Genomic DNA, 26080 nt, shown 5'->3' with positions numbered 1-26080 from the left:
GGGGTGCCCTCGGCGGGTCCGGGATGTCGGTGACGGCCGGGCACCGGCGGGCAGGCGGCCGCCGCGAGACGCCAGCACGTGGGGACGGTGCCGCTGGTGCCGGGCCGCGGGCGGGCCGCGCGCGGGTCGCGCGCAGGTCGCACGTGAGCGCGGCGAACGCTCTCCGGTCCTCTTCGGGCTGGAGGGCTCCTCGGCGCTCTTCGGAGCCGTGCTCTCGGTGGTCGGCGAGCTCGTGACCGGCGTCGTCCGGTGTTCGGCGGTGACGTCCGTGTCGAGCGCTTCTCCGGTGGGTGCGGCAAGACGGTCGTCGTCCGCCTCATCCTGCCGGAAGACGGCCGCCGCACGGGGGGTGCGGGCCCCGTAGGGCCGGCTCCAGGTGCGTGGGGTGCAGTCAGGTGTGGCGGCCGGCCTTGAGGTCGGCCAGGAGTTCGGCCTGGCCTTCCAGGACGCCGGAGAGGATGCCGCGGGCGACCCGCAGGAGCTCGGCGATCTGCGGGTGGGTGAGGCTGTAGAACACGTTCGAGCCCTCCCGGCGGGTGACCACCAGGTTGGCCTTGCGCAGGACGGCCAGCTGCTGGGAGAGGCTGGCGGCCTCCACCCCGACCTCGGGCAGCATCTCGGCGACCGCGTGCTCGCGCTGGGACAGGAGCTCCAGGACGCGGATGCGCACCGGGTGCCCCAGCGTCTTGAAGAACTCCGCCTTCAGCTGGTACAGCGGCGTACTCACCTGGATACCTCTGCCCTGATTGCCCATCTCGTCCACCCGGAACCGTTCCCGCGCCAGAGGCGTCCGTTCGCCCCTGGTCACACCTTGCGACCTCCACCCTTGCAGATCCCTGCAAGTCATTGCTTCACAAGGGCAGGGTGATCCAGATGGCCTTGCCACGCCCGTCCGCATCCGCCCGCACGACAGCGGTGCCGCCGAGCTCCATCGTCATCTCCACCACCATGGCCAGGCCGCTGCCCGGCGCGGTGGCGAGCGCACCGAACAGGGCGGGCCGGCAGGGGTGACGGTCGTGGACGGCGAACGCAAAGGCGCCGGGTCCGTGGGCGTAGGTCACGGTGATCATCGGTGAGGCCGCCGCGGCGTGCCGGACGGCGTTGGTGACCAGCTCGGCCACGATCAGCAGGGCCGGTCCCACGCTCGGATGGCGAAGGCCCACCCCGCATTCCACGAGGACCAGCTCGGTGGTCTCCCGGGCGATCCGCACGGCGGAGCCCACGGCCGGCACGTCCAGCACGTGCCGGTAGGGCATCGCCTCGACCTGAACACTCATCGGTCGGCCTCCGACGCCGTACGGGCGAGCCGGAACCCGGACACGGACTGCGGATGCAGGCGCAGCAGGGTGTCGTGCGGGCCGTGACTCCAGCCGGGCAGGGTACGCCGGTAGTGGGCGGCCTCGTCCGGGTCGGTGATGACGTCGGCCGGCCCGTGGGCGCTGACCGTCCAGCCGGTGCCCACCGGGGTGCGGATCTCGTCGACCTGGTAGGTCAGCAGTGCCCGGCCGGGAATCGCGGCGGCCTGCACGGGGGCTCGGACGACGAGGCGCCCGTACTCCATCACGTGCGCGGCGGGCCGTACGACGGCCACCTCCCGCTGGACGTAGACGAGGCGGCCCTGAGCGGATCCTTCCAGGAGCCACAGGGCTTCGGTGCCGGAGACCTCGATCATGCGGAGGTCGGCTGGGACGGTCATGGTGCGGCCTTCCGGATGCGGTGCGGTCGGTGATGCGGACGGGGCAGCAGTCCCGCCTGCTCCAGGTGCTTGCGGGCCCCGGCGATCGCCTCCGGGGTGGTGGCGTACTCGCGGCCCTCCAGGCGCAGCAACTCCAGTGCGCCGACGGCGTCCAGGGCCTGGCGCTGGCCGGGCCGGATGCCGGAGGTCATGACGGCGATGCCGCGCCGGTTCAGCTTCTCCACGGCATCCTTCAGGACGAGGGCGCCGGTGGCGTCGAGGGTGGTCACCCGGGCCATCCGGAGGATGACCACCTTCACGTCGGCGACCTCGGAGAGTTCGAGGAGGAAGCGGTGCGCGCCGGCGAAGAAGAGGGGGCCGTCGATGCGGTAGGCCACGATGTGCTCGGCGAGCAGGGCGTGTTCCTCGTCGCTGTGCTCGCCGGGCAGGTCGGGGCGGAAGTCGACCTGTTCCATCCGGGCCTGGCTCGCCACCGCCTTCAGGGCGAGGGCGCCGGCGACGACGAGGCCGATGATCACGGCGTACACGAGGTCGAGGAGCAGGGTGGCGGCGGCGGTCAGGACGAGGACGGCGGCGTCGGAGCGGGTCGCCTTCGCCATCGCGCGCAGCGAGCCGACCTCCACCATGCGGATCGCCGTCGCCAGCAGCACGCCGGCCAGCGCGGCGAGGGGGATCTTCGAGACCAGAGGGGCTGCGGCGAACACGATCACCGCGAGCACGGCGGCGTGGGTGAGCGCGGCCAGCCGGGAGGTGGCGCCGGTGCGGACGTTGACCGCCGTGCGGGCGATGGCGGCGGTGGCCGGGACGCCGCCGAACAGCGGGGCCGCGAGGTTGGCGATGCCCTGCCCGAACAGTTCCCTGTCCGGGTCGTGCCGCTGCCCCACCGTCATCCCGTCCGCCACGGTCGCCGACAGCAAGGACTCCAGCGCGGCGAGCGCCGCGACCGCGACCGCCGGGGCGAGCAACGAGCCCCACGCGGAGGCGTCGAGGAAGGCGAGGGAGGGCGCGGGGAGCCCGGGAGGCAGGTCACCGATCGGGGCCGCGGCGTCCAGGCGGAAGAGCTGCGTGACCGCGGTCGCGGCGATCACGGCGACGATCGAGAACGGGACCGTAGGCTTCCATCGGGCACCGGCAAGCATCACCGCCGCGACGCCGACGGAGAGGCCGACGGCCGTCCAGTTCGGGACGGCCGTGAACTCCACGAGCGCCCGCCATGCCACCAGCAGGACCTTCTCCCCGTCCGGCTTCTCGACGCCGAGGGCGTTGGGTATCTGTTGGAGGCCGATCACGCACGCGATCCCCAGGGTGAAGCCCTCCACCACCGGGGCCGGCACGTACCGCATGTACTGCCCGGCCCGCAGGAGGGCGAGAGCGATCAGAAGGACACCGGCCATCAGACCCACGGTGAGGACGCCGCCGGGTCCGTACCGGGCGACGATCGGCACCAGGACCACGGTCATCGCCCCGGTCGGCCCGGACACCTGGAGGTTCGACCCGCCGAACAAGGCGGCGAGCGCGCCCGCGACCACGGCCGTGGCGAGCCCCGCCTGCGCACCCAGGCCGGAGGAGACGCCGAATCCGAGCGCGAGCGGAAGGGCGACGATCGCCACGGTCAGACCGGCCAGCAGGTCCCGGCGGGGGTTGCGGGCCATCACCGCGTAGTCCGCCCGGGCGGGCAGGACGGAGCGAACCCGGGCCATCCCGGCCGCGACCGCAGTGTTCACGCTCACGAGGCCGCAACCTCGGACTCGCGCAGTTCCTCCAGCAGCACGCTCCGCCCCGCCAGGACCTCGGTCAGGATCCGCCGCGCCGCCAGCATCAGCTGCGCCACGTCCCCGCCCGCCAGCTCGTAGACGACCGTCGCGCCGTTACGGGCCGAGGTGACGATCCCCGACCGGCGCAGGACCGCGAGCTGCTGGGACAGGGCGGAGGGCTCGACCTCGATCGCGGCCAGCAGGTCCCGCACCGGCATCGGCCCGTCCTGCAGCAGCTCCAGGACCCTTATCCGCACCGGGTGTCCGAGCATCCGGAAGAACTCGGCCTTGGCCTGATACAGCGGAACCGGCACGGTCTCGCACCCTTCTTGCCGCCCCGGACGGGGCACACGCCTGGTGCCGTGCCCGCGGACAGCTACGGACGCAGCACACGCAGCATCTATGAAATTGCAGAATTTTGCAATTTGCTACTATGGCTACCCATCGCGCGGGTGCCCGTCGGTCGGCCAGCCGGCCCACCCCAGGGCGCTCTCGCTTCCCGACGTCCAGAAACCTGCGTGAATGAGCGACAACCTGCCTCCGTGTCCGAAGTGCTCCGGTGAGTACACCTACGCGATGAACGATCTGGTGGTCTGCCCGGAGTGCGGCCACGAATGGGTACCTGCCGAGAGCACCGAGGGCGACGCCGGGGCCACCGGGGAGCGCGTGGTCAAGGACGCCGTCGGCAACGTGCTGCGCGACGGCGACAGCGTGACCGTCGTGAAGGCGTTGAAGGTCAAGGGCAGCCCCTCGGGCATCAAGGCGGGCACCAAGGTCCGCAACATCCGCTTGATCGACGGCGTCGACGGCCACGACATCGACTGCCGGATCGAGGGCTTCGGAGCCATGCAGCTCAAGTCGAGCGTGGTCAAGAAGGCCTGACCCGCGGATCGCGCACGCCCGATGGCCGTCTCGGCCGCCTGGAGCACAGAACGCGCTTCCCCGCCCCCTCGGCGGGCCTGGTGACGAGCACCTCGGCTTCCCCTAGGGGCCCGGGGAAAGGCGCCGGACGCCGGCCGGCTGCCGAGGGGCGCGGGTTCGGTGGTCGGTGATCCAGTGGGCGGCGAGGAGTCCCGAGGCGGCGGTCAGGACGGCGGCGGCGACGACCGTGGCGTCGAGGCCGAAGGCGTCGGCGAGGACGCCGGCGACGAGGGCGCCGGCCGCGTAGCCGATGTCCCGCCAGAAGCGGTAGGCGGCCAGGGCGTTCACCCTCCAGGCGGGGTGGGCGTGGTCGGAGACGGACGCGATGAGCGCCGGGTAGACCATGGCCGTGCCCAGCCCGAGTGCGACGGCGGACAGGGTTCCGGCGAGCAGCGGCCGGTCGAGCAGGGCGAGCGCGAGGAGGAAGCCGACCGCTTGGACGAGCATGCCGTGGACGATCAGCGGCTTGCGGCCGATGCGGTCGGCGAGGTGGCCGGTGGGGATCTGGCCGAGGCCCCACAGGACGGGGTAGAGGCCCTTGATCAGGCCGACGGCGGCGAGCCCGAGGCCGTGGTCGGTGAAGAGCAGCGGAAAGACGCCCCAGGCCAGGCCGTCGTTGAGGTTGTTGACCAGGCCGGCCTGGCTGGCGCCGCGCAGCGAGCGGTCGTGCCAGGAGGTGCGGGCGAACGTGGCCTTGAGGCCGGCGTCCTGGTCGGCGGGCAGGGGCTGGGGGTGCTGGGCCAGTTCGAGGGCGACGTGGGCGGCGGTGTCGCGCACGACCAGGGCGAGGGCGAGGCCCGCGGCCACGAAGACGACCCCGACGAGTTCCGGAACCGGCCGCAGGCCGTGGCTGGTGGCGAGGTAGCCGGTGAGCAGGGCGGTGACGCCGACGGCGGTGTAGCCGGCCGCCTCGTTCAGGCCCGTGGCGAGCCCTCGGCGGGAGGGGCCGACGAGGTCGATCTTCATGTTGACCGTCATCGACCAGGTCAGGCCCTGGTTCAGGCCGAGCAGGACGTTGGCGGCGACGATCCAGCCCCACGAGGGGGCGTACGCGAGCGCGAACGGGACGGGGACGCCGATCAGCCAGCCGGCCACCAGCAGCTGCTTGCGGCGGAAGCGGGCGGTCAGGGCGCCGGCGGCGAGGTTGGTGAACGCCTTGGTGAGGCCGAAGGCGATGATGAACGAGAAGACGGCCAGGTCGCTGGTCAGGCCGAACGTCTCGGTGCCGATGAGCGGGACGGTGGTGCGTTCGAGGCCGACCAGGCCGCCGACGCAGAGGTTCACGACGACCAGCAGGGTGAACTGGAGCCGGTTCTGCCGCAGCCCCAGCCGTACGGGCCGTCCGGCTGGGGCGGCCGGTGGGGTGGGGGTGTTCACCGGTGGGCGCCCTCGGTGAGGGGCGTGTCGTGGGCGGCGGCGTAGTCGGCCGGTCCGCCGTCGAGGACGGTGAGGTCGTGGTGGCCGGCGCGTTCGAGGAGGCTGGCCGCGGTCATGGCGCGCTCGCCGTGGCCGCAGCCCACGACCGCGCCCCGCGGGGCGTCGGCGGCCACGGCGGCGAGGGCGCCCAGTTCGATGTGCACGGCGCCCGGGACGTGCCCGGCGGCGAACTCCGCTTCCTGCCGGACGTCGAGGTAGGGGCGGCCGCCGGTGCGGTCGGCGGTGACGAACGCGGTGGTGGTCTGCGGATTGCCGTCCGCGAGCCAGGCGGCCGTCCCTCCCGCGAGACGGCCGGCGAGGCGCTCGTAGCCGATCTTGTACGCCTGCCAGACGATCTCGTCCGCGTCCTGGTCGTCGTTCACGACGAAGGCGAGGGGCACGGTGTCGGGCAGGAGCCAGCCCAGCCAGGTGGCGAACTGGCCGCGCAGCGCGATCGACAGGGAGCCGGGGACGTGTCCGGCGGCGAAGTCGGCGGCCGGGCGCACGTCGACGACCTGACCGCCGTCGGCCAGCAGGTCCCGGACCTGCCGAGCGGACAGGTCGGGCAGCAGCGGCTGCGCGGTCAGCACGGCCGGTCCGCGGCGGTTGGCCTCTGCCAGCCGGTCGAAGTACGCGGGGTAGCTGCCCGTACTCGCGAGGAGCCGGGCCACGAAGGTGTCCTCGTCGGGTGCGCCGAGCAGCGGGTTGGCCCGCTTCTGGGCACCGATGGTGGTGGTGCGCTCGGCACCGGGCGGGGCGGAGCAGAAGGAGCCGGCGCCGTGGGTGGGCCATACCGCCGTGTCGTCGGGCAGCGTGGCGAGCCGCCGCAGCGAACGGTGCTGGGCGCGGGCGAGTTCCTCCGCGCGGGCCGCTCCCAGGAGGTCGGTGCGGGCCGCCGAGCCGACGATCAGCGACCCGCCGGTGAACACGCCGAGCTCGCGGGCGCCGTCCAGCAGGAGGAAGGACAGGTGCTCGTCGGTGTGGCCGGGGGTCGCCAGCGCCCGCAGGGTCGGTCCGCCGAGGTCGATCTCGTCGCCGTCGGCGAGGCCGTGATGGTCGAACGCCCGGTTCCCGGCGGCGGAGGCCAGGATCGTGGCGCCGGTGTCATGGGCGAGCTGGACGGCGCCGGAGAGGAAGTCGGCGTGCAGGTGCGTGTCGGCCGCGAAGGCGACCGTGAGGCCGCGCCGCCGCGCCGCCGCGTCGAGGGCGCGCAGATCACGGCCGGCGTCGACGGCCAGGGCGCGGCCGTCACCCAGGTCGACGAGGTAGGCGCTGTTGCCCAGACCGGGGTCGACCAGCGGCACGAGGTGGTCGTCGGCGAAGCCCATCGCATGTCCTTCCCCTGGGGAGGGTCGGGCGGCAGGCGCGGCCGGCCCGGCCGCGGTTGCCTCAGTTACCACCATCCATGGATTCATGGAGGAAGCAATGCGGGATGCCGCCAGGCGCCCGCGCCGGTCCACGACGCCTCCGCGGCCGGCGCGGCAGTGCGCCGGCCGGCGGGAGGCGGCTGGAGGTGGCCCCACGACGCGGTGCGGCTGCTGACCGGCCTGGGCCGCCGGGCGGTCCGCCTCACCGACGGGATGCTGGAGTGGCGCCTGTCCGAGCTGCCGGTCGAGACGGCGGACCGGGTGTGAGCGTGCCGGGGGCCTGCGGGCCGCCCGCCCGCGGGGGTGCGGGAAAGCTGCCCGCGCGCACGAACCGGTCCAGGGTCGTGGTGAACAGCGTCCGGTCCAGCGGGGTCGGGCGGGTGGTGGGGAGCAGGGCCCGGGTCGGGGCGGTGTCGTAGCGCAGGGCGGCCTCGCCGGGGCCGCCGCGGAGGGCGCCGAGGAGGGTGAGCCCGGCCGGCAGTCGGCCGTCCTCGACGCGGGCGCGCCAGGCGGCGGCGGTGGCGTCGCCGATGGGATGGCCCAGGTCGCGCAGCCAGCCGATGGCGGTGGCGAGCGGCAGACGCGCGTCGGCGGCGATGTGGAAGGTGCGGCCGACGGTGTCCGGGCGGCGGGTGAGGGCCACGAACGCCTCGCGGACGTGGTCGACCGGGACGAGGTCGAAGTCGGGTCCGTCCACGGTGGGCGCCAGTCCGGCCTCGACGCAGGCGGCCAGCAGCAGCCAGAAGAAGTCCGTGCGGGGGCAGATGCCGGTGGTGGTGTCGGCGGAGATCCGGGTGGGCCGGTGGACCGTGACCGGCAGCCCGCGGGCAGCGGCCTCGGCGACGAGGGCCTCGGCGACCCACTTGCTCTGGGCGTAGCCGTGGCGGAGCCGGTCCGGGGCGGGCAGGGGCGCGTCGGGACGCACGGTGGACGGGGCGCGGCCGCCATCGTCACCACCGTCACCGCCGTCGCCGCCGTCCCCGTCGCGCGGTTGCGGGGCGAGGACACCGACCGTGGAGACGTGGTGGAAGGCGACGGTGCGGTGGCGGGCCGCCAGGCGCAGCAGCTCGGTCGTCGCGTCGACGTTGACCGGCTTCAGGCGGGCGTACGGGTGGGCCAGGTTGACGGCGGCCGCGCAGTGGTGGACGGCGTCGGCGAGGCGGGCGAGGGCGTCGTAGCGGTCCTCGGTCAGCCCCAGGCGGGGCGCGGCCAGGTCGGCGGGCACGGCCTCGATCCGCTCGGCGAAGCCGGGCCGCCACAGCGCGTGCGCGCGCAGCGCGCAGACCAGGCGGGCTTGGGCCGCGGGGGCGTCCGCGGCCCGCACGAGGCAGTGGACGCGGGCGTCGGTGCGCACGAGGAGCTCGTACAGCAGGTGCACGCCGAGGAAGCCGGTGGCCCCGGTCAGGAGCAGGTGCCGCGGGGCCGCGACCCACGGCTCGGTCGTCGCCGCCGGGCGGATGTCGTCGGGCAGGACGGCGTCCCGGAGGAGGGACGGGGGGAGGTCCCCGGCGGGGGCCTCCCCGGGGCGGGCCTTCCCCGGGCGGGCCTCCCCGAGGGGGGCGGTACGGCCGCCCGTGGCTCCGGGGTCCGCGCCCGGAGCGACGGCGGCCGGGTGTTCCTCCGGGCCGGTGGGCCGCCGGTCTGCCCCGTCCCGGGCCAGTTCCGCCAGGTGGGAGGTCAGGGCCGACACCGTCGGGGCGCTGAAGACGGCGTGCGGCGGGACGGGCAGGGCGGTGGCCGCGCGGAGGGTGAGGACGAGGCGGACGGCGAGCAGCGAGTCGCCGCCCGCGTCGAAGAAGTTCTCGTCGGCGTGGGCGGGCCGTCGGCCCAGCACCTCCGTCCACGCCGCGGCGATCGCCCCGCCGGCCGGGCCGTCGGCGGCGTCGGCGTCGCGGTCGTCAGCGGCGTCGTCGGCGGTGTCGGCGTCGTCGGCGGCGGTGCGCCGGGCGTCCAGGGCCAGGCGGTCCAGCTTGCCGGTGGCCGTACGCGGGAAGTCCTCGTGCAGCACCACCAGCGACGGCACGCACGGCGCCGGCAGTACGGCGGCCAGTGCGCGGCGGATCTCCTGCGGCGAGGGCCCGCACGCGGCGTCCCCGGCCGGGGCCGGGCCCGAGCCTGAGGCCGGGCCTGAGTCCGGGGCCGGGCCTGAGTCCGGGGCCGGGCCTGAGCCCGCGGCAGCGGCCGGGGCCCGGGAGGGGACCACGTGGGCGTGGAGGCGGGGCCCCGTGGGGGTGGGGAGCACGGTCACCGCGGCTTGGGTGACGCCCGGGAGGGCGCGCAGCGCGGCTTCGATCTCGGCCGGTTCGACGCGGTGGCCGCGGATCTTGACCTGGTCGTCGTCGCGGCCCAGGAACTCCACCCGGCCGTCCCGGTCGAGGCGGGCCTTGTCGCCGGTGTGGTAGGCGCGTTCGCCGGGCAGCAGGGCGAGCGGGCGGAAGCGGCGGGCCGTTTCCGCCGGGCGGCCGAGGTATCCGGCCGCGAGGGGGACACCGCTGACCACGAGTTCGCCCGGCACGCCCGGCGGGACAGGCCGGCCGGAGCGGTCCAGGATCTGCACGCGGGCGTTCTGGATCGCGCGGCCGATCGGGGGGCGGGCCGGCCAGTCCGCCGGATCGCCCGACAGGCGGTGGGCGGTCACGACGTGGGTCTCCGAAGGGCCGTACTGGTTGTCCAGCACCGCGCCCGTGCCGGAGAAGAACTCCCGCACGGCCGACGTCACGTGCAGCTGCTCGCCCGAGGTCACCACCTCCGCGAAGGGGCACCGCCGTCCCGTGGCCGCCGCGTAGTCGGCCAGTTGCTGGAGTGCCACGAACGGCAGGAAGACGCGGTCGGCCTTCAGCGCGGTCGCCCGCGTCAGCAGGCGCTCGGGGTCGCGGCGGGTGTCCTCGGGGACGGCCACCAGGGTGCCGCCGGCCGCCCAGGTGGCGAAGAGTTCCTGGAAGAAGACGTCGAAGCCGATCGGGGTGCAGCTCAGGGTGCGGGGCGGGGCCCCGGCGCCCCAGCGGGCGCGCTGCCAGTCCACCAGGTTGGCCAGGGCGCGGTGGGGCATCGCGACGCCCTTGGGGCGCCCTGTCGAGCCGGAGGTGTAAACGACGTAGGCCAGGTCGTCGGGCGCCGACGGCCGGTCGGCCGCCCGGTGCGCCGGCTCCCCCGCCCGCTCCCCCGCCCGCTCCGACGCCCGCTCCGGCGCCGGCTTCCGCGTCGGCTCCGCCGGCGGCGCCTCGTCCAGGTGGAGGATCCGCACAGCGGTCCCGGTGGACGGGACCGGGCCCGGGGTGTCGGTGCGGGTCAGGAGGACGTCGGCGCCGCTGTCGGTCAGGACCAGGGCGGTGCGGGCGGGCGGCAGGGACGGGTCCAGGGGGACGCAGCACGCGCCGGTGCGCAGCACCGCGAGGACCGCGAGGGGGACGTCGGTGCCGGCGTCGCGGTCCAGGCGGACGGCGACGCGGGTGCCGGGGCCGGCGCCCAGCGCGGTGAGCCGGCTCGCCACGTCGCGCGAGGCCGCGTCCAGTTCGGCGTACGTCAGGGTGCGCGCGCCGTCGGTGACGGCCGGGCGGTCGGGGGTGCGGGCCGCCTGCGCGGCGAACGCCGCCGCGGCGCAGGGGAGGTCCGCCGCCGGTACCGCCTGCGTCGGCGTCTGCGCCTGCGCCTGCGTCGTCTGCGCCGTCTGCATCGTCTCGCCGGTCGGCGGGAGGAGCGGGCCGGTCGCCTGCGCCCGTTCCGCCTCCGACAGCATCCTCAGGTCGTGCAGTGCCGTCTCCGGGTGCTCCGCCGCGTCCGCCAGGAGTGCGGTGAACCAGGCCGCGATGCGCCGCGCGTACGGCTCGTCGTAGAGCGTGTCGGCGTACGTGAGCATGCCGAGGTAGCCGCCGTCCTGCGGGACCAGGTGGAAGAACAGGTCGAACTTGGCCGTGCCGTGGTCGGCGCGCACCTGCTCCGAGGAGATGCCCGGCAGGTCCAGCCCGGGGGCCGCCGCGTCGTCGACGGTGAGGACGACCTGGAAGAACGGGAAGCGGGCCGCGCTGCGGTCGGTGTCGTACGCGCGGACGAGGTGGCCGAAGGGGATGTCGCGGTGGGCGACCGCGGACCAGAGCGTGTTCTTCGTGGAGTGCAGCAGGTCGGTGAACGGGCGGTCGCGGTCGAGGCGCTGGCGCAGGGGCAGGACGTCGGTGAGGCAGGCCAGCAGCGGCTCCAGGGCCGGGTCGTCGCGCCGGGAGACGGGGGTGCCGATGACCAGGTCGTCCTGGTCGGCGGTCCGCGCGACGAGGGTCGTCAGGGCGGCGGCGATGACGCAGAAGGTGCTGGTGCGGTGGTGCCGGGCCAGCGCGCGGATGCGCCGGCCCGTCGCGGCGCCGATGCGGAACCGGACCTGGCCGCCGCGGTGACCCTGGGTCGCCGGGCGGGGGTGCAGCGGGGGGACGGTCGACTCGGCGGGCGCGTCGGCCAGCAGCGGGCGCCAGTGCTCCAGCAGGGCGTCGAGCTCGGCCGCCGGGCGGGAGCGCCGGTCACGGGCGTAGTCGGTGAAGTCCAGTTCCAGCGGGGGCAGTTGCGGGTCCGTGCCGACCAGTGCGGCCCGGTAGCGGGCGGTGAACTCCAGGTCCAGCAGGCGGAAGCACCAGCCGTCGACGAGCGCGTGGTGCAAGGTGACGGCCAGCACCGCGTCGTCCGGGCCGAGGTGCAGCAGGGTGGCCCGCAGCAGCGGCGGGCGGGTCAGGTCCAGGGGGCGCGAGACCGTCTCCGTCAGCGCCCGGTCCAGGTCCCGGGGGTCCACGGTGCGCTGCTCGACCGCGACCGGGCAGGGCGGGCCGACGTACTGCACGGCCCGGCCGTCCACCAGGGCGAGGCGGGAGCGGAGCGTGGCGTGCCGGGCGACGATGCCGGTCAGGGCGGTCTCGACGGCGCGGTGGTCGACGGGGCCGCGCAGGCGGTGGTTCCAGGACTCGGTGTAGCGCGACGTCCCGTCGTGGAGCTGGTCGTTGAGCCAGATCGACTCCTGCTCGTACGTCATCGGGTGCGCCTGCGGCGCGGCCGGGGTGGGGCTCGTGGGGGTGGTGGGAGTGGCGGAGGGGTTCACGCGGTGCTCCGGGCGGCGGTGGGCGGGGCGGAGGAGGCGGCCGAGGGCGCGGCTGAAGGGGAGGCCGAAGGGGAGGGAGCGGACAAGGACGAGAGCGACGACAGGAGGGCGGCCGGGTCGACCTTGCCGTGGGGGGTGACCGGGAGGTAGGGGACCCGGTAGACGGCGGCGGGGACGCTGTAGTGGGGCAGCCGCTCGGCCAGCGCGCGGCGGATGTCGGCGGCGGTCAGGTCCTGGGACCAGGAGGTGTAGAAGAGCGCGAGGTGGTCGGGGGCCGCGGCCGGTCCGCTGCCGGGGACCGGCAGGACGTGGCAGTGCCGGATGCCGGGCACGGTGGCGGCCACGCGTTCGATGCCGGCGGGCTCCAGCCGGTGCCCCGCGATCTTGACCTGCCGGTCGGAACGGCCGAGGAAGTGCAGGACGCCGCCCCGGTCGTACGCTCCCCGGTCGCCGGTCCGGTAGGCGCGCCGGCGGACGCCGTCCTCGGTGAGGGCGGTGAACGCCGCGCGGGTGGCGAGCGGGTCGGCGAGGTAGCCCTCGGCCAGCCCGTCGCCGGTCAGCCAGATCTCGCCGTCGACCAGGTGGGTCCGGGTCCCGGGGACGGGCCGGCCGATGGGGATCCCGTGCGGCAGGTCGCAGTCCTCCGGCCGGACGGTGTGCGTGGTGGCGAAGACGCAGCTCTCCACCGGGCCGTAGCCGTTGACGAGGACCGTGTCCGGGTGGCGGGCGAGGAAGGCGCGCACGTGCGCCGGGGAGAGCGCCTCCCCGCCGGTCAGCACCGTCCGCAGGCCGCGGAAGGAGTCGACGTCCTCGTCCACGAACAGGTTGAACAGCGCGGACGTCAGCCAGAGCGTGTCCACGCCGTGGTGGCCGCGCAGCCGCCGGAGGTCGTCGGGCAGCAACCGGTCGGTCCCGGCCAGGACGCAGGTCCCGCCGGTGGTCAGCGGGCCCCACACCTCCAGGGAGAACGCGTCCCAGGCGGTGGGCGCGGCCTGGGCCATGACCCGGCCGGGGCCGAGTCCGGCGATCGGGCGGTCGCCGAACAGCCGCAGGGTGGCGGCGTGCGGGGAGAGCACGCCCTTGGGCCGGCCGGTCGTGCCGGAGGTGAAGAAGACGGAGGCGACGGAGGTGGCGGGCACCTCGGTGCGGACCGGGCCGGTACGGCGCCGGGCCGCCTCGGCGAGGGTCTCCTGCGGCGGCGCCCAGCGGGCCCGGCCGGCCCCGGCGCCCGCGGTCTCGGCCAGGGCGCCCGAGGCGACGAGGACCGGACCGCCGAGCCTGCTGACGCTCTCCCGCAGGCGGTGGCCCGGCTGCGCCGGGTCGAGCGCGGCGTACCCGGCGCCGCACTTGAGGACGGCCAGCAGGACGGCGATCAGCCGGGCGCCGCGCGGCAGGCCGACGGGAACCAGGTCGCCGGGGCCTACGCCGAGCGCGCGCAGGGCGGTCGCGTAGGTGTCGGCCGCGTGGTCCAGGGTGCGGTAGTCGACACGTTCGGCGCCGTCGACGAGGGCCGGGGCGTGCGGCCGGATCCGGGCCTGCCGGGTGACCGCGGTGTGCAGCAGGCGGGCCCCCGCCGCCGGGTCGTTCTCAGGCGGCACGGCGCACACCTCCGCACAGGCCGGCGGTACTGTCCGGGGCGGGCGTCCGGCCGCGGAGTTCGCCCTCGGGGAGGACCTCGTACGGGCGGCCGCGTCCGAGGCCGTTTGCACCGTCGTGTCCGCCCTCATGTGCGCCGTCGTGTCCGCCCTCGTGTGCGCCGTCGTCCGCACCGCGGTATTCGGCGGTGTGCTCGCCGCCGAATTCGTCGCCGATTTCACCGTGGACGCCGCCACCGGATTCGCCGCCGCCGAATTCACGGCCGAAGAGGCCGCCGAGGAATTCACCGAGGGTCGCGCTTTCGAAAAGGGCCTGCGGCAGCAGGGGAACGCCCGTCCGCCTGCGCAGGCGCGCGCAGATGCGCATGGCCTGGAGTGACGTTCCGCCGATGTCGTGGAAGGCGTCGGCGAGGGAGAGCCCGGACCGGCCCGTCACGTCCGCCACGACGGCGAGGAACTCCGCCCCCGTGACCCGCCCGCCGGCACCGGCGGCCGGGTCCCCCGCACCGGCGCCCCGCTCGACCGCTGCGGCGTGGAACAGGGTGCCGCACGGCCGGCCGGCCAGGGCGTCGGCCACCCGGGACGCCGCGGTGAGCCGTACGGTGATCCCGGCCCCGGTCGCCGTCCGGGCGGCGGCCACCTTGGTGGCCATGCCGCCGGAGCCGAGGCCCGAGCCGGGGAAGGACAGGTCCAGGCCGTCCAGTTCGCGGCCGGTGCGCACCTCCGGGATGCGCCGGCTGCCGGGCAGCCGGGGGTCGGCGTCGTACACCCCGTCGACGTCCGAGAGCAGCACCAGCCGGTCGGCCCGGACCAGCCCGGCCACCAGTGCGGCGAGCCGGTCGTTGTCGCCGAAGCGGATCTCGTCGGTCGCGGTGGTGTCGTTCTCGTTGACGACCGGCAGCACGCCGAGCGCCAGCAGCGCGTCCAGGGTGCGGCGGGCGTTGCCGTACCGGTCGTCCTGGGCCATGTCGTCGTTGGTGAGCAGCACTTGGCCGACCCGGATCCCGTAGCGGGCGAAGGAGGCGGTGTACCGGGCGATCAGCAGGCCCTGGCCGACGCTGGCCGCCGCCTGCTGGTGGGCGAGGTCCTCGGGGCGGGCGGCCAGGCCCAGCGGGGCCAGGCCCGCCGCGATGGCGCCCGAGGAGACCAGCACCAGCTGCTCGCCCCGGGCGCGGGCCGCCGCCAGCGCGTCGACCAGCGCGTCCAGCCGCTCGGCGTCGAGGCCGCCGGAGGCCGTGGTCAGCGAGGACGAGCCCACCTTGACGACGCTCCGGCCGGCGGCGTCCGCACCGGCACCGGCCCGGTCGGCGGCGTCCGGTGTCCCGACCGTCCCCGCGCCCTGCTCCCACGGCGTCGTCCGCTCACGTGTGTGCACGACCGATTCCCCCCTCACGAGGCGTGTTTCCCATTGGAGTTGGCCGGTGATCACCGGCGTGTTTCTTTCTATCAGCGGGCCGCCGCGGGGCCCGGCGGACGGCTGACAGGAAACTGCCGGTGGGGGTGCAGCTTCCTGATCCGGACCCCACTGGTGACGTCCCGCCGCCGGTGCGAGATTTCTTGCGTCGCCTCCAGCGGCCGCCACGTTCCGGTGCGGAGAAAAGAGGAAGTCGTGACCACCACCATTCATTACGAGGACCCCGTCGAGGGATTCGAGGGCTGGCTCGTCTACGACGGCCGCACCGCGGACATCGCGGCCGGCGGTTTCCGGGTGCAGCCGGGAGTCACCGAGGAACTCGTGGCCTCGCTCGCCGCCCGGATGACGCTCAAGCAGCGGGTCCTCGGCCTCGGGGTCGACGGCGCCAAGGCCGGCATCGACTACGACCCGGCCGCGCCGGGGAAGGCCGCCGCGGTGCGCCGCTTCCTGGCCTTCCTGCGCGAGGAGCTCGCGGGCCGGTTCAGCATGGGCTGCGACATGGGCACCCGCTGGCACGAACTGGAGGAGCTCGCCGCCCTGGAGGGCATCCCCTCCATCAAGTACGTGGTGAAGCGCGCCCAGGGCATCAGTGACCAGGACTTCTTCGGCCGGCTGCGCACCTTGGACGCGCCCGTCGGCGCGCTGACCCTCGGTCAGCGCCGGGCCGGTCACGCCCTGGCCCACGCCGCGCTGGCCGCGGCCCGGCAGCAGGGCCGCCGGCCCGAGTCGCTCACCTGCTCCTTGCAGGGCTTCGGCAACATGGGCCGGGCCGCCGCCTACTCGCTGCTGGAGCACGGCGTACGGATCACCGCCGTGGCCGACGCCCACGCCTGTGTCGTGGACCCGCGCGGCCTGGACATCGCCCGCATGCTGGAGACCGAGCAGAGCCGGGCCGTGGACTCGATCGCCCCGGGTGCGCTGCGGCTGCCCCGCGAGACGCTGCTGGACCTGCCCGCCGACGTGCTGGTCCTGGCGGCCGGGGAGGACGCCGTCACGCAGGAGCAGGCCCGGGTGCTGCCGTGCCCGGTGGTCGTGGTCGGCTCCAACCACGGGCTGAGCGCCGCGGCCGAGCAGTGCCTCGCCGACCACGGGGTGCTGGTCGTACCGGACTTCATCGGCGGGATCGGCGGTTCCGCCTCGATCGACGCCCTGTTCGGGCCGACCGCCGCACCCGATCCGCAGCAGGTCCTGGACGGGGTCGCCGCGATGATGGACGACCTGCTGGACGACCTCCTCAGCCGCGCCCGCAACCTCGGCACCACCCCGCGGCAGGCAGCCCTCGACTTCGCCGCCGTGGCCGTGGACAAGCGCGGGCAGCGCCCCTACGGCACCGGCCCGTACGCCCGGTCCGCCCTGCGCCGCGCGCAGCGCGCCCGCCGCGCCGCCGCCACCACGGCTCCGGCGCCGGCCGCCGCCCCCTCCGGGGACGCCCGGTGACCAGCCGCACCGCCCTGCCCGGGGCTCCCGCCTCCGCGCCCATCCCCAGCTCGTACGCCTCGTACACCTCGTACGCCCAGGACCCGACGGACACCATGCACCCCACGCACGCCGCCCACGCCTCGCTCGCCTCCCGGGCACCGCACGCCCCGACCGCCACGCACACCCCGACCGCCACGGCGGACGCCCTGACCGCCCCGGACACCGCACCCGCCCCGGACGCCGCCCCCGAGTGCGGGCACGAGCGCGGTCACATCACCGACTCCCGTTTCTACGGCCACATCTACGCCACCGAGACCAGCCGGGCGGTCTTCTGCGACATCTGCCGCTTCCAGAGCTGGCTCGACATCGAGGCACAACTCGCCCTCGCGCAGGCCGAGCTCGGCATGATCCCGCAGTGGGCGGCCGACCGGATCGCCGAGCGGGCCCAGGTGCACCTGCTGGACCTGGACGGCGTGCGGGCCGAGATCCGCCGCACCGCGCACTCCCTGGTGGGGCTGCTGCGCGCCTTCCAGGCCGTGTGCGGCCCGGAGGCCGGCGAGTACATCCACTACGGCACCACCACCCAGGACATCCAGGACACCGGCCAGGTCCTCGCCATGAAGCGGGTGCTGGACAGCCTCCAGGGGCTGATCGCCGGCATGGTGCGCCGGCTCGTGGAGATCTGCGACGAGCACGCCACGACCGTGGTGCTCGGCCGTACGCACGCCCAGCCGGCCCTGCCGATCGGCTTCGGCCTCAAGGCGGCCGGCTGGATCGACGAACTGCTGCGCCACGACGAGCGCATCGAGGCCCTGCGGCCGCGCGTGCTGGTCCTCCAGCTGTTCGGCGGGGCCGGCTCCATGGCCGGTTTCGACGGCCGCGGCCCGGAGCTGCTGGAGCGGCTCGCCGACCGGCTCGGGCTGGCCGTGCCGGTCACCGGCTGGCACGCCGCCCGGGACCGGATGGCCGAGTACGTCTCGACCCTGGCCATGGCGGCGGGCACCCTGGGCCGGATCGCCGACGAGATCCGCACCCTGGGCCGGCCCGAGATCGCCGAGGTCCAGGAGGCGTGGTACCTGGGCAAGGTGGGCAGTTCCACCATGCCGCACAAGCGCAACCCCGAGGGCTGCGAGCAGATCGTGGTGATGGCCCGGCTCGCCGCCGCGCAGGCCGCTCCGGCCCTCGCCGCGATGGGCGGCGACCACGAACGGGACGGGCGCACGCTGCGCATGGAGTGGGTGTGCGTGCCCGACGTCTCCCACTACACGCTGACCGCCTGCGAGATCATGACGCGCGTGCTGAACGGGCTGACCGTCCGCACGGACCGGGCGCTGGCCAACGTGCTGGAGGTGCGCGACCAGGTCGCCACCGAGGGCCTGATGCTGGCCTTCGCCGCGCACCTGGGCAAGCAGAGCGCCCACGAGCGGGTCTACCAGCTGATCCAGCGCGGCATCAGTGAACGCCGGTCGCTGCGCGAGCTGATCGAGGCCGACGAGCAGCTCGGCGGGGTCCTGGGCCGGGACGAGCTGGACCGGCTCTTCGACCCGGCCCGCTACCTGGGCGACTCGGCCCTGCTCACCCGCCGCGTCACGGACCGGGCCCGCGCCTGGCTGGCCGCCCGGCCGACCCCGTAGCCCCGGCCCGACGCCTGGCCCCGCACTCCCCCTTCCACCGCCCCGTATGAGGACCGAACGATGACCTCCGCCTCCGTCCCCCTGACCGCCGGCCAGCAGGCCCTGTGGCTCGACGAGTCGCTGCGCGGCGAGTCCGCCGTCTACAACGTCCCCGTCGCCTACGAGATCCACGGCGCGCTCGACACCACCGCCCTGGCCCAGGCCCTGGCCTCGCTGGTCGCCCGCCACCCGTCGCTGCGCGGCACCGTCGGCGTGAGCGAGGGCCGGCCGGGCCTGTGTACGGCGGCCGCCGACGCGGCCGAGGTACCGCTGGAGGTCCGCGACTTGCGGGAGCTTCCGGCCGGGCAGGCCCGGGAGCGGGCGCGCGCCGCCGCCCGGGTGTTCGCCGCCGAGCCGCTGTCGCTGTCCCGGCTGCCGCTGCTGCGGGCCCTGCTGCTGCGGACCGGTGACGACGAGGCGCTGCTGGTGCTGGTCGTGCACCACGGCTGTTTCGACAGCTGGTCCGTCGAGGTGCTGCGCGGCGAACTGACCGCCGGGTACGAGGCCGCCCTCACCGGCCGTCCGCTGCCGGCCGAGGACCTCCCGGCGTACGCCGCCCACCGCGCCCCCGTCCCGGGCGCCGGGGCGGACGAGCACGCCGCCGAGCTGGAGTTCTGGCGCGAGCGGCTCGCCGGCAGCCCGGCCGAGAGCACCTGGCCGCACGACCTGAACCGTCCCGAGCGGCCCACCCAGCGCGGCGAGGTGACCGCCTTCGACATCCCCGGCGAACTCGCCGGCGCCCTGCGCCGACTGGCCCGGACCCGGCGGACCACCCCGTTCGCGCTGTTCACGGCCGCCGTGCAGCTCCTCCTCGCCCGGGTCGCCCAGGACACCGACGCCGAGGAGCACACGGTGGACGTGGCCATCGGCACGCCCGTGGCCCGGCGCGAGGGCGCCGCCGCCGAGCAGCTCATCGGCTACCTCGCCAACACCGTCGTCCTGCGCCGCCGGATCGCGTGGGAGGAGTCCTTCGCCGACCTGGTCGGGCGGACCGGCCGGGAGCTGCGCGCCGATCTCGGCCGCTCCGCCCTGCCCTTCCCCACCCTCGTCAGCGAGCTCGCCCCGGGCCGCGCGCCCGGCCGCTCCCCGCTGTTCCAGGTGATGCTCGTGGTCGAGGACGCGCCCGCGCAGGAGCTGCGGCTGGGTCCGGCCGTCGGCCGGCCGGTCGAACTGCACACGGGCACGGCCAAGTTCGACCTGACCCTCACCCTGGCCCCGCACGGCGACGGCTACCGCGGCACGCTGGAGTACGCCACCGACGTCTACACGGCCGCGACCGCCGAGGAGATCGGGCGCTGCCTGGTCACCCTGCTGCGCGGGGCGGCCGCCGACCCCGCGGCCCCGGTCGGGCGGCTCCCGCTGACCGCTCCCCCGGCGCCCGTCCCCGGCGCGGCCCCGGCCGCCGCCGAGGAGGCCCGGCAGCCCTTGGCGCACGAGCTGTTCGACCTGACGGCGGCCCGGATCCCGGACGCGCCCGCGCTGCGCTGGGACGGCGGCGAACTCAGCTACGCCCGGCTGCGTCACGCCGCGGACCGGCTGGCCCGCCGGATCGCCGGGCACCACGCCGTGGCCCTGTGCGCGCACCGCTCGCCGGAGCTCGCCGTCGCGCTGCTCGCCGTGCTCAAGAGCGGCGCCGGTTACGTGCCGCTCGACCCGGCGTACCCGCGTGAGCGCCTCGACCACATGCTCGCCGACAGCGGGGCGGGTCTGCTGCTGGTGCACTCCGACGCGGCCGAGGGCCTGACCGTCCCCGAGGGCGTGCGGGTGCTGGCCCTGGACGACGTCCTGCAGGACCTCGACGGGACACCGAGGCAGGAGCAGCGGGACGGGCACGAGGACGTGCGGCGGCAGCCGCTGCCCGCCGCCACCCCCGAGGGCCTCGGCTACGTCATCTACACCTCCGGCTCCACCGGCCTGCCCAAGGGCGTCGAGATGCCGCACGCCCCGCTCGCCAACCTGATCCACTGGCAGCTGGCCCGCTCCGGCTCCGCCGAGGGCTGGAACACCCTGCAGTTCGCGGCGTTCAGCTTCGACGTCGCCTTCCAGGAGCACTTCTCCACCTGGGCGAGCGGAGGCACCCTCGTCCTGGTCGACGAGGACGTGCGCCGCGACCCGGCCCGGCTGCTGGCCCACATCGACGCCCAGCGGGTGCACCGGGTGTTCGCGCCGTTCGTCGCGCTCCAGCAGCTCGCGGACGCCGCCGCCGAGACCGGCGTCTACCCGCAGTCGCTGCGCGAAGTGGTCACCGCAGGCGAGCAGTTGCAGGTGACGGACGCCCTGCGGACCTTCTTCACCCGGGTCCCGGCCTTCCTGGAGAACCAGTACGGGCCCTCCGAGACGCACGTGGTGACCGCCGAGCGGCTCACCGGCGCCCCGGCCACCTGGCCCGACCTGCCGCCGATCGGCCGCCCGGTCGACCGCACCTGCGTGGAGGTCCTCGACGACCGCCAGCTCCCGCTGCCCGCCGGCGTGCCCGGCGAGATCTGCGTGGCGGGCGCGGCCCTGGCCGACGGGTACCGGGGCCGGGCCGACCTGACCGCCGAACGGTTCGTCGTCCGCGACGGCCGGCGGCTGTACCGGACCGGCGACTTCGGCCGGGTCCTGCCCGACGGGCGGATCCAGTGCCTGGGCCGCCGCGACGGCCAGGTCAAGGTCCGCGGCTACCGGATGGAGCTCGGCGAGATCGAGGCCCAGGTCCGCCGGCAGGACGGCATCGCCGACGCCGTCGTGGTGGTCGACGACTCCCCCACCCGCGGCAAGCGGCTCATCGCCCACTGCCTGCCCGCCCCCGGCGCGGACTTCGCCCCGCAGCGGCTGCGCCGCGCGCTGCGCGCCGTCCTGCCCGACCACATGCTGCCGTCCGCGTACGTCCGGGCCGACGCCTTCCCGCTGACCCCGAGCGGCAAGGTGGACCGCAAGACGCTCGCGGCCCGCCCGCTGCCCGGCTCGGCCGGCACCGCCGGTGCGGCGGCGGCGCGCGACGGGGTGGAGTTCGAGATGTGCGACCTGTGGGCCAAGGCCCTCGGCCGCGCCTCGGTCGGCATCGACGAGGACTTCTTCGAGCTCGGCGGGGACTCCCTGACGGCGGTCCGCCTGATGGCCTCGGTCCGCGCCCACTTCGGCACGGACCTCCAGCTCGACGAGCTGTTCCGGGCCCCCACGGTGGCCGCGCTGGCGCGCCGGGTCCGCGACGGCGGGGACGGCGAGGCCACCGGCCCGCTGGTCCGGCTCCAGGCCGGTGACGGCACGGCGCCGCTGTACCTCTTCCCGCCGCTCGCCGGGACCGTCGTCCGCTACGCGCCGTTCGCCCGCGCCCTGGGCAGCGGCCGGACCGTGTACGGGCTCCAGTCGCCCGGCCTGCAGCCCGGCGAGGAGGCCTGCGCGACGATCTCCGACATGGCCCGCGTGTACGTCGAGCACATGCGCAAGGTGCACCCGGGCGGCCCCTGGCACGTGGGCGGCTACTCGATGGGCGGTGTGATCGCCTTCGAGGCGGCCCGCCAGCTCAAGGAGGCCGGCGAACAGGTCGGCCTGGTGGCCCTGCTGGACACCAACCCGCGCATGGACCTCGACCCGGCGGAGGACTACGCCACCCGGATCCTGGTCACGATGGGCCTCAAGCTCGACCTGGACCTCGCCGCGCTGGCCGCCCTGCCGGAACCCCGGCGGATCCAGCTGCTGCTGGAGCAGGGCATCGCCTCGGGCGCGCTGCCGCCGGACTACGACGAGGACCGGCTGACCCGGATGCTGCACGCCTACCGCCACAACGGCAGCGCGCTCGAACGGCACACCATCGCGCCCTTCGACGGCGAGGCCGTGCTCTTCCGGGCCCAGGACCGCAGCGCGGACGTGGTCGAGGAGCCGTACGACCTGGGCTGGGGCGAGCGGTGCGGCGGCCTCACGGTCCGGGACACCCCCGGCACCCACTTCACGATGCTGGACGCCGGCGGCCCGCTGGAGACCCTGTGCGCCCTGGTGAACGCCGAGCTGGAGGCCCGCGGATGAGCGCCGGGACCGCACAACGGGAGCGGGGCGCGGACGGGCTGCGAGCCCCCTTGCGCCGACGCCGGTTCCGGCTGCTGTACGCCGGCCAGTGCCTGTCCCGTACCGGGGACTTCGTCTTCCAGGTCTCGCTGGCCGGGTACGCCGTCACGGCGGGCAGTCCCGCGCTGCTGGCCTACACCCTGTTCGGACAGGCGACCGGCACGGTGCTGATGCTGCTGGTGGGCGGCGCTCTGGCCGACCGGTTCGGGGCCCGCCGGGTGATGCTCGGGGCCGATCTGGCCCGGGTGCTGGCCACGGCCGGGGTCGCGGTCCAGGTGGCGGCGGGTGGTCACGAGGTCTGGGCGGTCGCGGCCTGCGGGCTGCTGCTGGGGCTGGGGGACGGGGCGTTCGAGCCGGCGTTCACGCTGGCCTTCACCGAACTGCTGCCCAAGGCCGAGCTGCTGGCGGCCAACGCCCTGCAGTCCATCGCCCTGCGCACCGCCGGTATCGCCGGGGCCGCGCTGGGCGGGGCGCTGCTCGCCGCGGTCGGGGCCGGTGGGTCCCTCGCGCTGGGGACGGCCGGTTTCGCCCTGGCCCTGGCCCTGGTCCTGGTCGCCGGCCGCTGGCCGGTGCCGGACCGGCCCGCCTCCGGCGAGGGCCTGCTCAAGGAGGCCACCGGCGGCATCCGGTACGCGTGCGCGAACCGCTGGCTGTGGGTGTCGATCGCCAGCTTCGGCGTCAGCGTGGCGCTGGTGGTGGCCCCGGCCAAGGCCCTGCTGCCGCTGGCCTCCGCCGATGTCCTGGGCGGCGGTGCGGGCACGTACAGCCTGCTCGTCGGCAGCCAGGCCGCCGGGGCGCTGCTCGGCGGACTGCTGGTGGCCAGGCTGCGGCGGATCCCGCCCGGCGTGCTGGTCTTCGGCGGGATGACGCTGGTCTGCGGCGGCTTCGCCGTCCTGGCCGTGTCCTCCGCCGTGGTCGCCTCGGTGGCGGTGGCCGTGGCCGTGGGGGCGGTGCTGTCCGCCGCGACCGTGGCCTGGGCGGCGACGCTGCAGAGCCGGGTGCCCGGCGAGCTGATCGGCCGGGTGTCCAGCGTCGACTGGCTGGTGTCCCTGGGGGTCTCGCCGCTCGCGCTGGTGGTCGTACCGCAGCTGCTGGCGTACGCGACGGCCACCACGGTGCTGCTGACGGCCGCGGTCGTGGCCCTGCTGGTCAGCGCGGCCACCGTCCTGGTGCCGGACGTCAGACGACTGGCCTGGCCGCTGACCGCACCCGCCTCCTGACCGGCCTGGCGACCGGCCCGCACACCCCTGGCTCCACTGAATCTCCCGCTTCTCCCACATCTCCTGCTTCTCCCGCTTCTCCCGCTCTCTCCTCCCTTCTCGCTCTCCCGCCCCTTCCTCTCCTTCCTTCGCCCTACGACACTCTGGAGCACCTCATGGACGACCGTTCGCTGTTCACCGACGCGCCCGCCGTGCCCGCCCTCGACGAGACCGAGGCCGCCGTGGTCCGGCTGTGGGAGGAGGCCCTCCAGGTGCGCCCGCTCGGCCGCGACGACAACTTCTTCGAGATGGGCGGCACGTCGATGCTCGCCGTCCGGATCTGCGGCGGGGTGGAGCGGCTCCTCGGCTTCCGGCCGACCGCCGACCAGGTCTTCGACACCGACACGCTGGCCGAGTTCGCCGCGCTGGTCCGCGCCGCCGCCCCGGTCGCGGCCCCCGCCCTGGTACGGGCCGCCTGATGGCCCGCGTCCTGATGGTGGACCCGATCCACCCCGAGGCACTGGCCGACCTGCGCCGCCGCTACCAGGTCGAGCTGAGCCCCAGGCCCGCGCCCGAGCAGCTGGTCCGGCTGGCCCGGACCGCCGACGCGCTGGTGCTGCGGGCCGGTGTCCGGGTCACCGAGGAGGTGATCGCGGCGGCCCCGCGGCTGCGCGCGGTGATCCGGGCCGGGGTGGGGCTGGACAACATCGACCTGGCCGCGGCCGCCCGGGCCGGGGTGGAGGTCCGTAACGTGCCGGGCGGGTCGAGCGACGCGGTGGCCGAGCTCGCGCTCGGGCTGATGCTGGCGGTGTGCCGGCGGATCGTCGTGGGCGACCGGCACACCCGGTCCACCGTGTGGCACAAGCAGGGCCTGCTGGGCTGCGAGCTGCGCGGGAAGACCCTGGGGCTGGTCGGCTTCGGCGGGATCGGTTCGCGGATCGCCTCCCTGGCCCAGGGGTTCGGCATGGACGTCGTCGTCGCGGTCGCCCGTCCCGGGGAGGACCGCGCCCGGCAGCTGGCCGCGCGGGGCATCCGGCTGGTGCCACTGGCGGAGCTGCTCCCGGCGGCCGACGTCGTCTGCCTCTCCGTACCCCTGACGGCGGGCACCCGGAACCTGATCGGCCGGCGGGAGCTGGCCCTGATGAAGCCGCAGGCGTACCTGGTGAACGTCTCGCGGGGCGGCACGGTGGACGAGGAGGCGCTGCTGGCCGCGCTGCGCCGGGGCGAGCTCGCGGGCGCGGCCACCGACGTGCTGGCCCGGGAGGGGGCGCCGACGGAGCTGGCCGCGCTGGACAACGTCGTGCTGACCCCGCACATCGGGGCCCTGACCCGGGAGGCGCAACGGCGCATCGGGGAGCGGGTGGTCGAACTGCTCGACCAGGTGCTCGCCCCGGTGGACCGGCTCCGGCTCACCGCCTGACTCGAATTCCACGATGCGGAAACAGATATCCGAAAATCGCCTCCTTCGGGTAGCATGACGCCGCATCAACGGCGTCGTGTCAGGGGGAGAGCACACCGTGAGTTTGATGAGCCTGGGCCTGAGCCCGAGGGAGGAAACCGTCTACCGGCACTTCCTGCGCAGCCCGCGCGGACGTCCGGAAACGCTCGGTCAGCGCCTCGGCATCAGCCGGGAGGAGGCGGACGAGGCCCTGCGCAGCCTGTGCCGGTACAAGCTGCTCCGGGTGGCGGCGGAGGGCCGGGTGGTGCCGATCGACCCGGTGCTGGGGATCGAGCGCCTGATCGAGCAACGGCTGGAGGAGCTCAACGAGCAGCTCCGGCAGGTCGCCTCGGTGCGCTCGGTGATCCCCGAGCTCGTGGAGCAGGCCCGGGCCGGGGACGCCCCCGCCGACACCCCGCCCAGCGGGATCGAACGGATCGACGGGCTGGACGAGATCCGGGCCCGCCTGGACGACCTGGCCTTCTTCGCCCGCAAGGAGATGTTCGCCCTCCAGCCCGACGGGCCCCTCACCCCCGCCTTCATCGAGGCGGCCCGCCCGCTCGACCTTCGATGTATCAGGCGCGGGATCACCCTGCGGACGGTGGTCCTGCGCACAGCCCTGGAGGATCCGGCCACGCGCGCCTATCTGCACGAAATGGCCGAACTGGGGGCGGAGTTCCGCACGGTGGAGAAGGTCATGGACCGCATGGTCATCTACGACCGGGCCACCGCCGTGGTGCCCCTGGACCCCTCGGACAGCGCCCGCGGGGCGCTGCTGGTCCGGCAGAGCGGGCTCGTCTCCAACATGGTCGCCCTGTTCGAGAAGGTGTGGGCCTCGGCCGAACCGCTCCCGGGCCGCGACGCGCAGGACACCGCGGACGGCATCACCGACACCGAACGCGAGGTCCTGACCCTGCTGACCCTGTTCGACAAGGACGAGATCGCCGCCCGGGAAATGGGCATCTCCATCCGCACCTTCCGCCGGCACGTCGCCGAACTGCTGCTCCGGCTCGGGGCGTCGAACCGCTTCCAGGCCGCCGTCCTCGCCAAGGAGCGCGGCTGGATGTAGC

At 75.2% G+C, this 26080-nt stretch carries 18 protein-coding genes; 8 read left to right on the top strand and 10 right to left on the bottom strand.

The features are described from left to right. Positions 1-391: 391 nt before the first annotated feature. From LG632_RS03230 to LG632_RS03210, 5 genes are all read right to left on the bottom strand, one after another. Positions 392-727, bottom strand: coding sequence for an ArsR/SmtB family transcription factor (locus tag LG632_RS03230; RefSeq protein WP_226724938.1), 336 nt, complete (start codon positions 725-727; stop codon positions 392-394). A gap of 124 nt (positions 728-851) precedes the next feature. Beyond that, positions 852-1277 (bottom strand): ATP-binding protein, encoded by a 426-nt coding sequence (locus LG632_RS03225; protein WP_226724936.1) that lies wholly within the window; start codon positions 1275-1277, stop codon positions 852-854. Next, positions 1274-1696: a pyridoxamine 5'-phosphate oxidase family protein gene (locus LG632_RS03220; protein ID WP_226724934.1), complete on the bottom strand. Its 423-nt coding sequence runs from the start codon at positions 1694-1696 to the stop codon at positions 1274-1276. The genes LG632_RS03225 and LG632_RS03220 overlap by 4 nt, the downstream gene beginning before the upstream one ends. Continuing rightward, on the bottom strand, positions 1693-3396 hold the full coding sequence (locus tag LG632_RS03215; protein ID WP_226724999.1) for a SulP family inorganic anion transporter: 1704 nt from the start codon (positions 3394-3396) through the stop codon (positions 1693-1695). The genes LG632_RS03220 and LG632_RS03215 overlap by 4 nt, the downstream gene beginning before the upstream one ends. 26 nt (positions 3397-3422) lie before the next feature. Beyond that, a complete protein-coding gene (locus LG632_RS03210; RefSeq protein WP_226724931.1) occupies positions 3423-3764 on the bottom strand; it encodes an ArsR/SmtB family transcription factor in 342 nt (113 codons plus the stop codon). A 208-nt stretch (positions 3765-3972) separates the two neighbouring features. Between LG632_RS03210 and LG632_RS03205 the strand changes: the two genes are divergently transcribed. Then, a complete protein-coding gene (locus tag LG632_RS03205) occupies positions 3973-4332 on the top strand; it encodes a zinc ribbon domain-containing protein YjdM (RefSeq protein ID WP_226724929.1) in 360 nt (119 codons plus the stop codon). A 102-nt stretch (positions 4333-4434) separates the two neighbouring features. On the opposite strand, the gene LG632_RS03200 is transcribed toward LG632_RS03205, so the two are convergent. The 5 genes from LG632_RS03200 to proB form a co-directional block, all read right to left on the bottom strand. Then, complete coding sequence (locus LG632_RS03200) at positions 4435-5748, bottom strand: MFS transporter (RefSeq protein WP_226724927.1); 1314 nt, start codon at positions 5746-5748, stop codon at positions 4435-4437. Beyond that, positions 5745-7115 (bottom strand): MBL fold metallo-hydrolase, encoded by a 1371-nt coding sequence (locus LG632_RS03195; protein ID WP_226724925.1) that lies wholly within the window; start codon positions 7113-7115, stop codon positions 5745-5747. Before LG632_RS03195 ends, LG632_RS03200 begins: the two co-directional genes overlap by 4 nt. Before the next feature lie 241 nt (positions 7116-7356). Then, positions 7357-12228, bottom strand: a complete 4872-nt coding sequence (locus tag LG632_RS03190; protein WP_226724923.1) for a non-ribosomal peptide synthetase — start codon at positions 12226-12228, stop codon at positions 7357-7359. Continuing rightward, positions 12225-13826 (bottom strand): AMP-binding protein, encoded by a 1602-nt coding sequence (locus LG632_RS03185; protein ID WP_226724921.1) that lies wholly within the window; start codon positions 13824-13826, stop codon positions 12225-12227. The genes LG632_RS03190 and LG632_RS03185 overlap by 4 nt, the downstream gene beginning before the upstream one ends. Continuing rightward, entirely contained in the window at positions 13816-15081 is a 1266-nt protein-coding gene (proB, locus tag LG632_RS30450) for a glutamate 5-kinase (RefSeq protein WP_226724997.1), read from the bottom strand. The genes LG632_RS03185 and proB overlap by 11 nt, the downstream gene beginning before the upstream one ends. Before the next feature lie 351 nt (positions 15082-15432). On the opposite strand from proB, the gene LG632_RS03175 reads away from it, so the two are divergent. From LG632_RS03175 to LG632_RS03145, 7 genes are all read left to right on the top strand, one after another. Then, positions 15433-16674, top strand: a complete 1242-nt coding sequence (locus LG632_RS03175; RefSeq protein ID WP_226724919.1) for a Glu/Leu/Phe/Val dehydrogenase dimerization domain-containing protein — start codon at positions 15433-15435, stop codon at positions 16672-16674. Further along, complete coding sequence (locus tag LG632_RS03170) at positions 16671-18290, top strand: class-II fumarase/aspartase family protein (protein ID WP_226724917.1); 1620 nt, start codon at positions 16671-16673, stop codon at positions 18288-18290. Before LG632_RS03175 ends, LG632_RS03170 begins: the two co-directional genes overlap by 4 nt. Before the next feature lie 60 nt (positions 18291-18350). Further along, the gene (locus LG632_RS03165) at positions 18351-22334 is read left to right on the top strand and encodes a non-ribosomal peptide synthetase (RefSeq protein ID WP_226724914.1); all 3984 of its coding nucleotides are present in this window, start codon (positions 18351-18353) and stop codon (positions 22332-22334) included. Beyond that, a complete protein-coding gene (locus LG632_RS03160) occupies positions 22331-23593 on the top strand; it encodes an MFS transporter (RefSeq protein WP_226724912.1) in 1263 nt (420 codons plus the stop codon). Before LG632_RS03165 ends, LG632_RS03160 begins: the two co-directional genes overlap by 4 nt. Positions 23594-23748: 155 nt before the next feature. Beyond that, complete coding sequence (locus tag LG632_RS03155) at positions 23749-24051, top strand: phosphopantetheine-binding protein (RefSeq protein ID WP_226724910.1); 303 nt, start codon at positions 23749-23751, stop codon at positions 24049-24051. After that, positions 24051-24992, top strand: coding sequence for a hydroxyacid dehydrogenase (locus tag LG632_RS03150; RefSeq protein WP_226724908.1), 942 nt, complete (start codon positions 24051-24053; stop codon positions 24990-24992). Before LG632_RS03155 ends, LG632_RS03150 begins: the two co-directional genes overlap by 1 nt. A 106-nt stretch (positions 24993-25098) precedes the next feature. Next, positions 25099-26079 (top strand): helix-turn-helix transcriptional regulator, encoded by a 981-nt coding sequence (locus LG632_RS03145; RefSeq protein ID WP_226724906.1) that lies wholly within the window; start codon positions 25099-25101, stop codon positions 26077-26079. Position 26080 lies beyond the last annotated feature (1 nt).

Origin of the sequence: Streptomyces antimicrobicus (genome assembly GCF_020532625.1) — a bacterium.
In the GTDB taxonomy this organism is placed as follows: domain Bacteria; phylum Actinomycetota; class Actinomycetes; order Streptomycetales; family Streptomycetaceae; genus Streptomyces; species Streptomyces antimicrobicus.
Note: the sequence above shows the minus strand (reverse complement) of the source record. Positions and strands in the feature narration are given on the sequence as shown.

What these genes read in the sequence shown, in the direction of transcription:
- LG632_RS03225 (WP_226724936.1), bottom strand. Translation starts at nt 1,277, where the DNA reads ATGAGTGTTCAGGTCGAGGCGATGCCCTACCGGCACGTGCTGGACGTG.
- LG632_RS03220 (WP_226724934.1), bottom strand. Translation starts at nt 1,696, where the DNA reads ATGACCGTCCCAGCCGACCTCCGCATGATCGAGGTCTCCGGCACCGAA.
- LG632_RS03215 (WP_226724999.1), bottom strand. Translation starts at nt 3,396, where the DNA reads ATGGCCCGGGTTCGCTCCGTCCTGCCCGCCCGGGCGGACTACGCGGTG.
- LG632_RS03205 (WP_226724929.1), top strand. Translation starts at nt 3,973, where the DNA reads ATGAGCGACAACCTGCCTCCGTGTCCGAAGTGCTCCGGTGAGTACACC.
- LG632_RS03195 (WP_226724925.1), bottom strand. Translation starts at nt 7,115, where the DNA reads ATGGGCTTCGCCGACGACCACCTCGTGCCGCTGGTCGACCCCGGTCTG.
- LG632_RS03165 (WP_226724914.1), top strand. Translation starts at nt 18,351, where the DNA reads ATGACCTCCGCCTCCGTCCCCCTGACCGCCGGCCAGCAGGCCCTGTGG.
- LG632_RS03160 (WP_226724912.1), top strand. Translation starts at nt 22,331, where the DNA reads ATGAGCGCCGGGACCGCACAACGGGAGCGGGGCGCGGACGGGCTGCGA.
- LG632_RS03155 (WP_226724910.1), top strand. Translation starts at nt 23,749, where the DNA reads ATGGACGACCGTTCGCTGTTCACCGACGCGCCCGCCGTGCCCGCCCTC.
- LG632_RS03150 (WP_226724908.1), top strand. Translation starts at nt 24,051, where the DNA reads ATGGCCCGCGTCCTGATGGTGGACCCGATCCACCCCGAGGCACTGGCC.
- LG632_RS03145 (WP_226724906.1), top strand. Translation starts at nt 25,099, where the DNA reads ATGAGCCTGGGCCTGAGCCCGAGGGAGGAAACCGTCTACCGGCACTTC.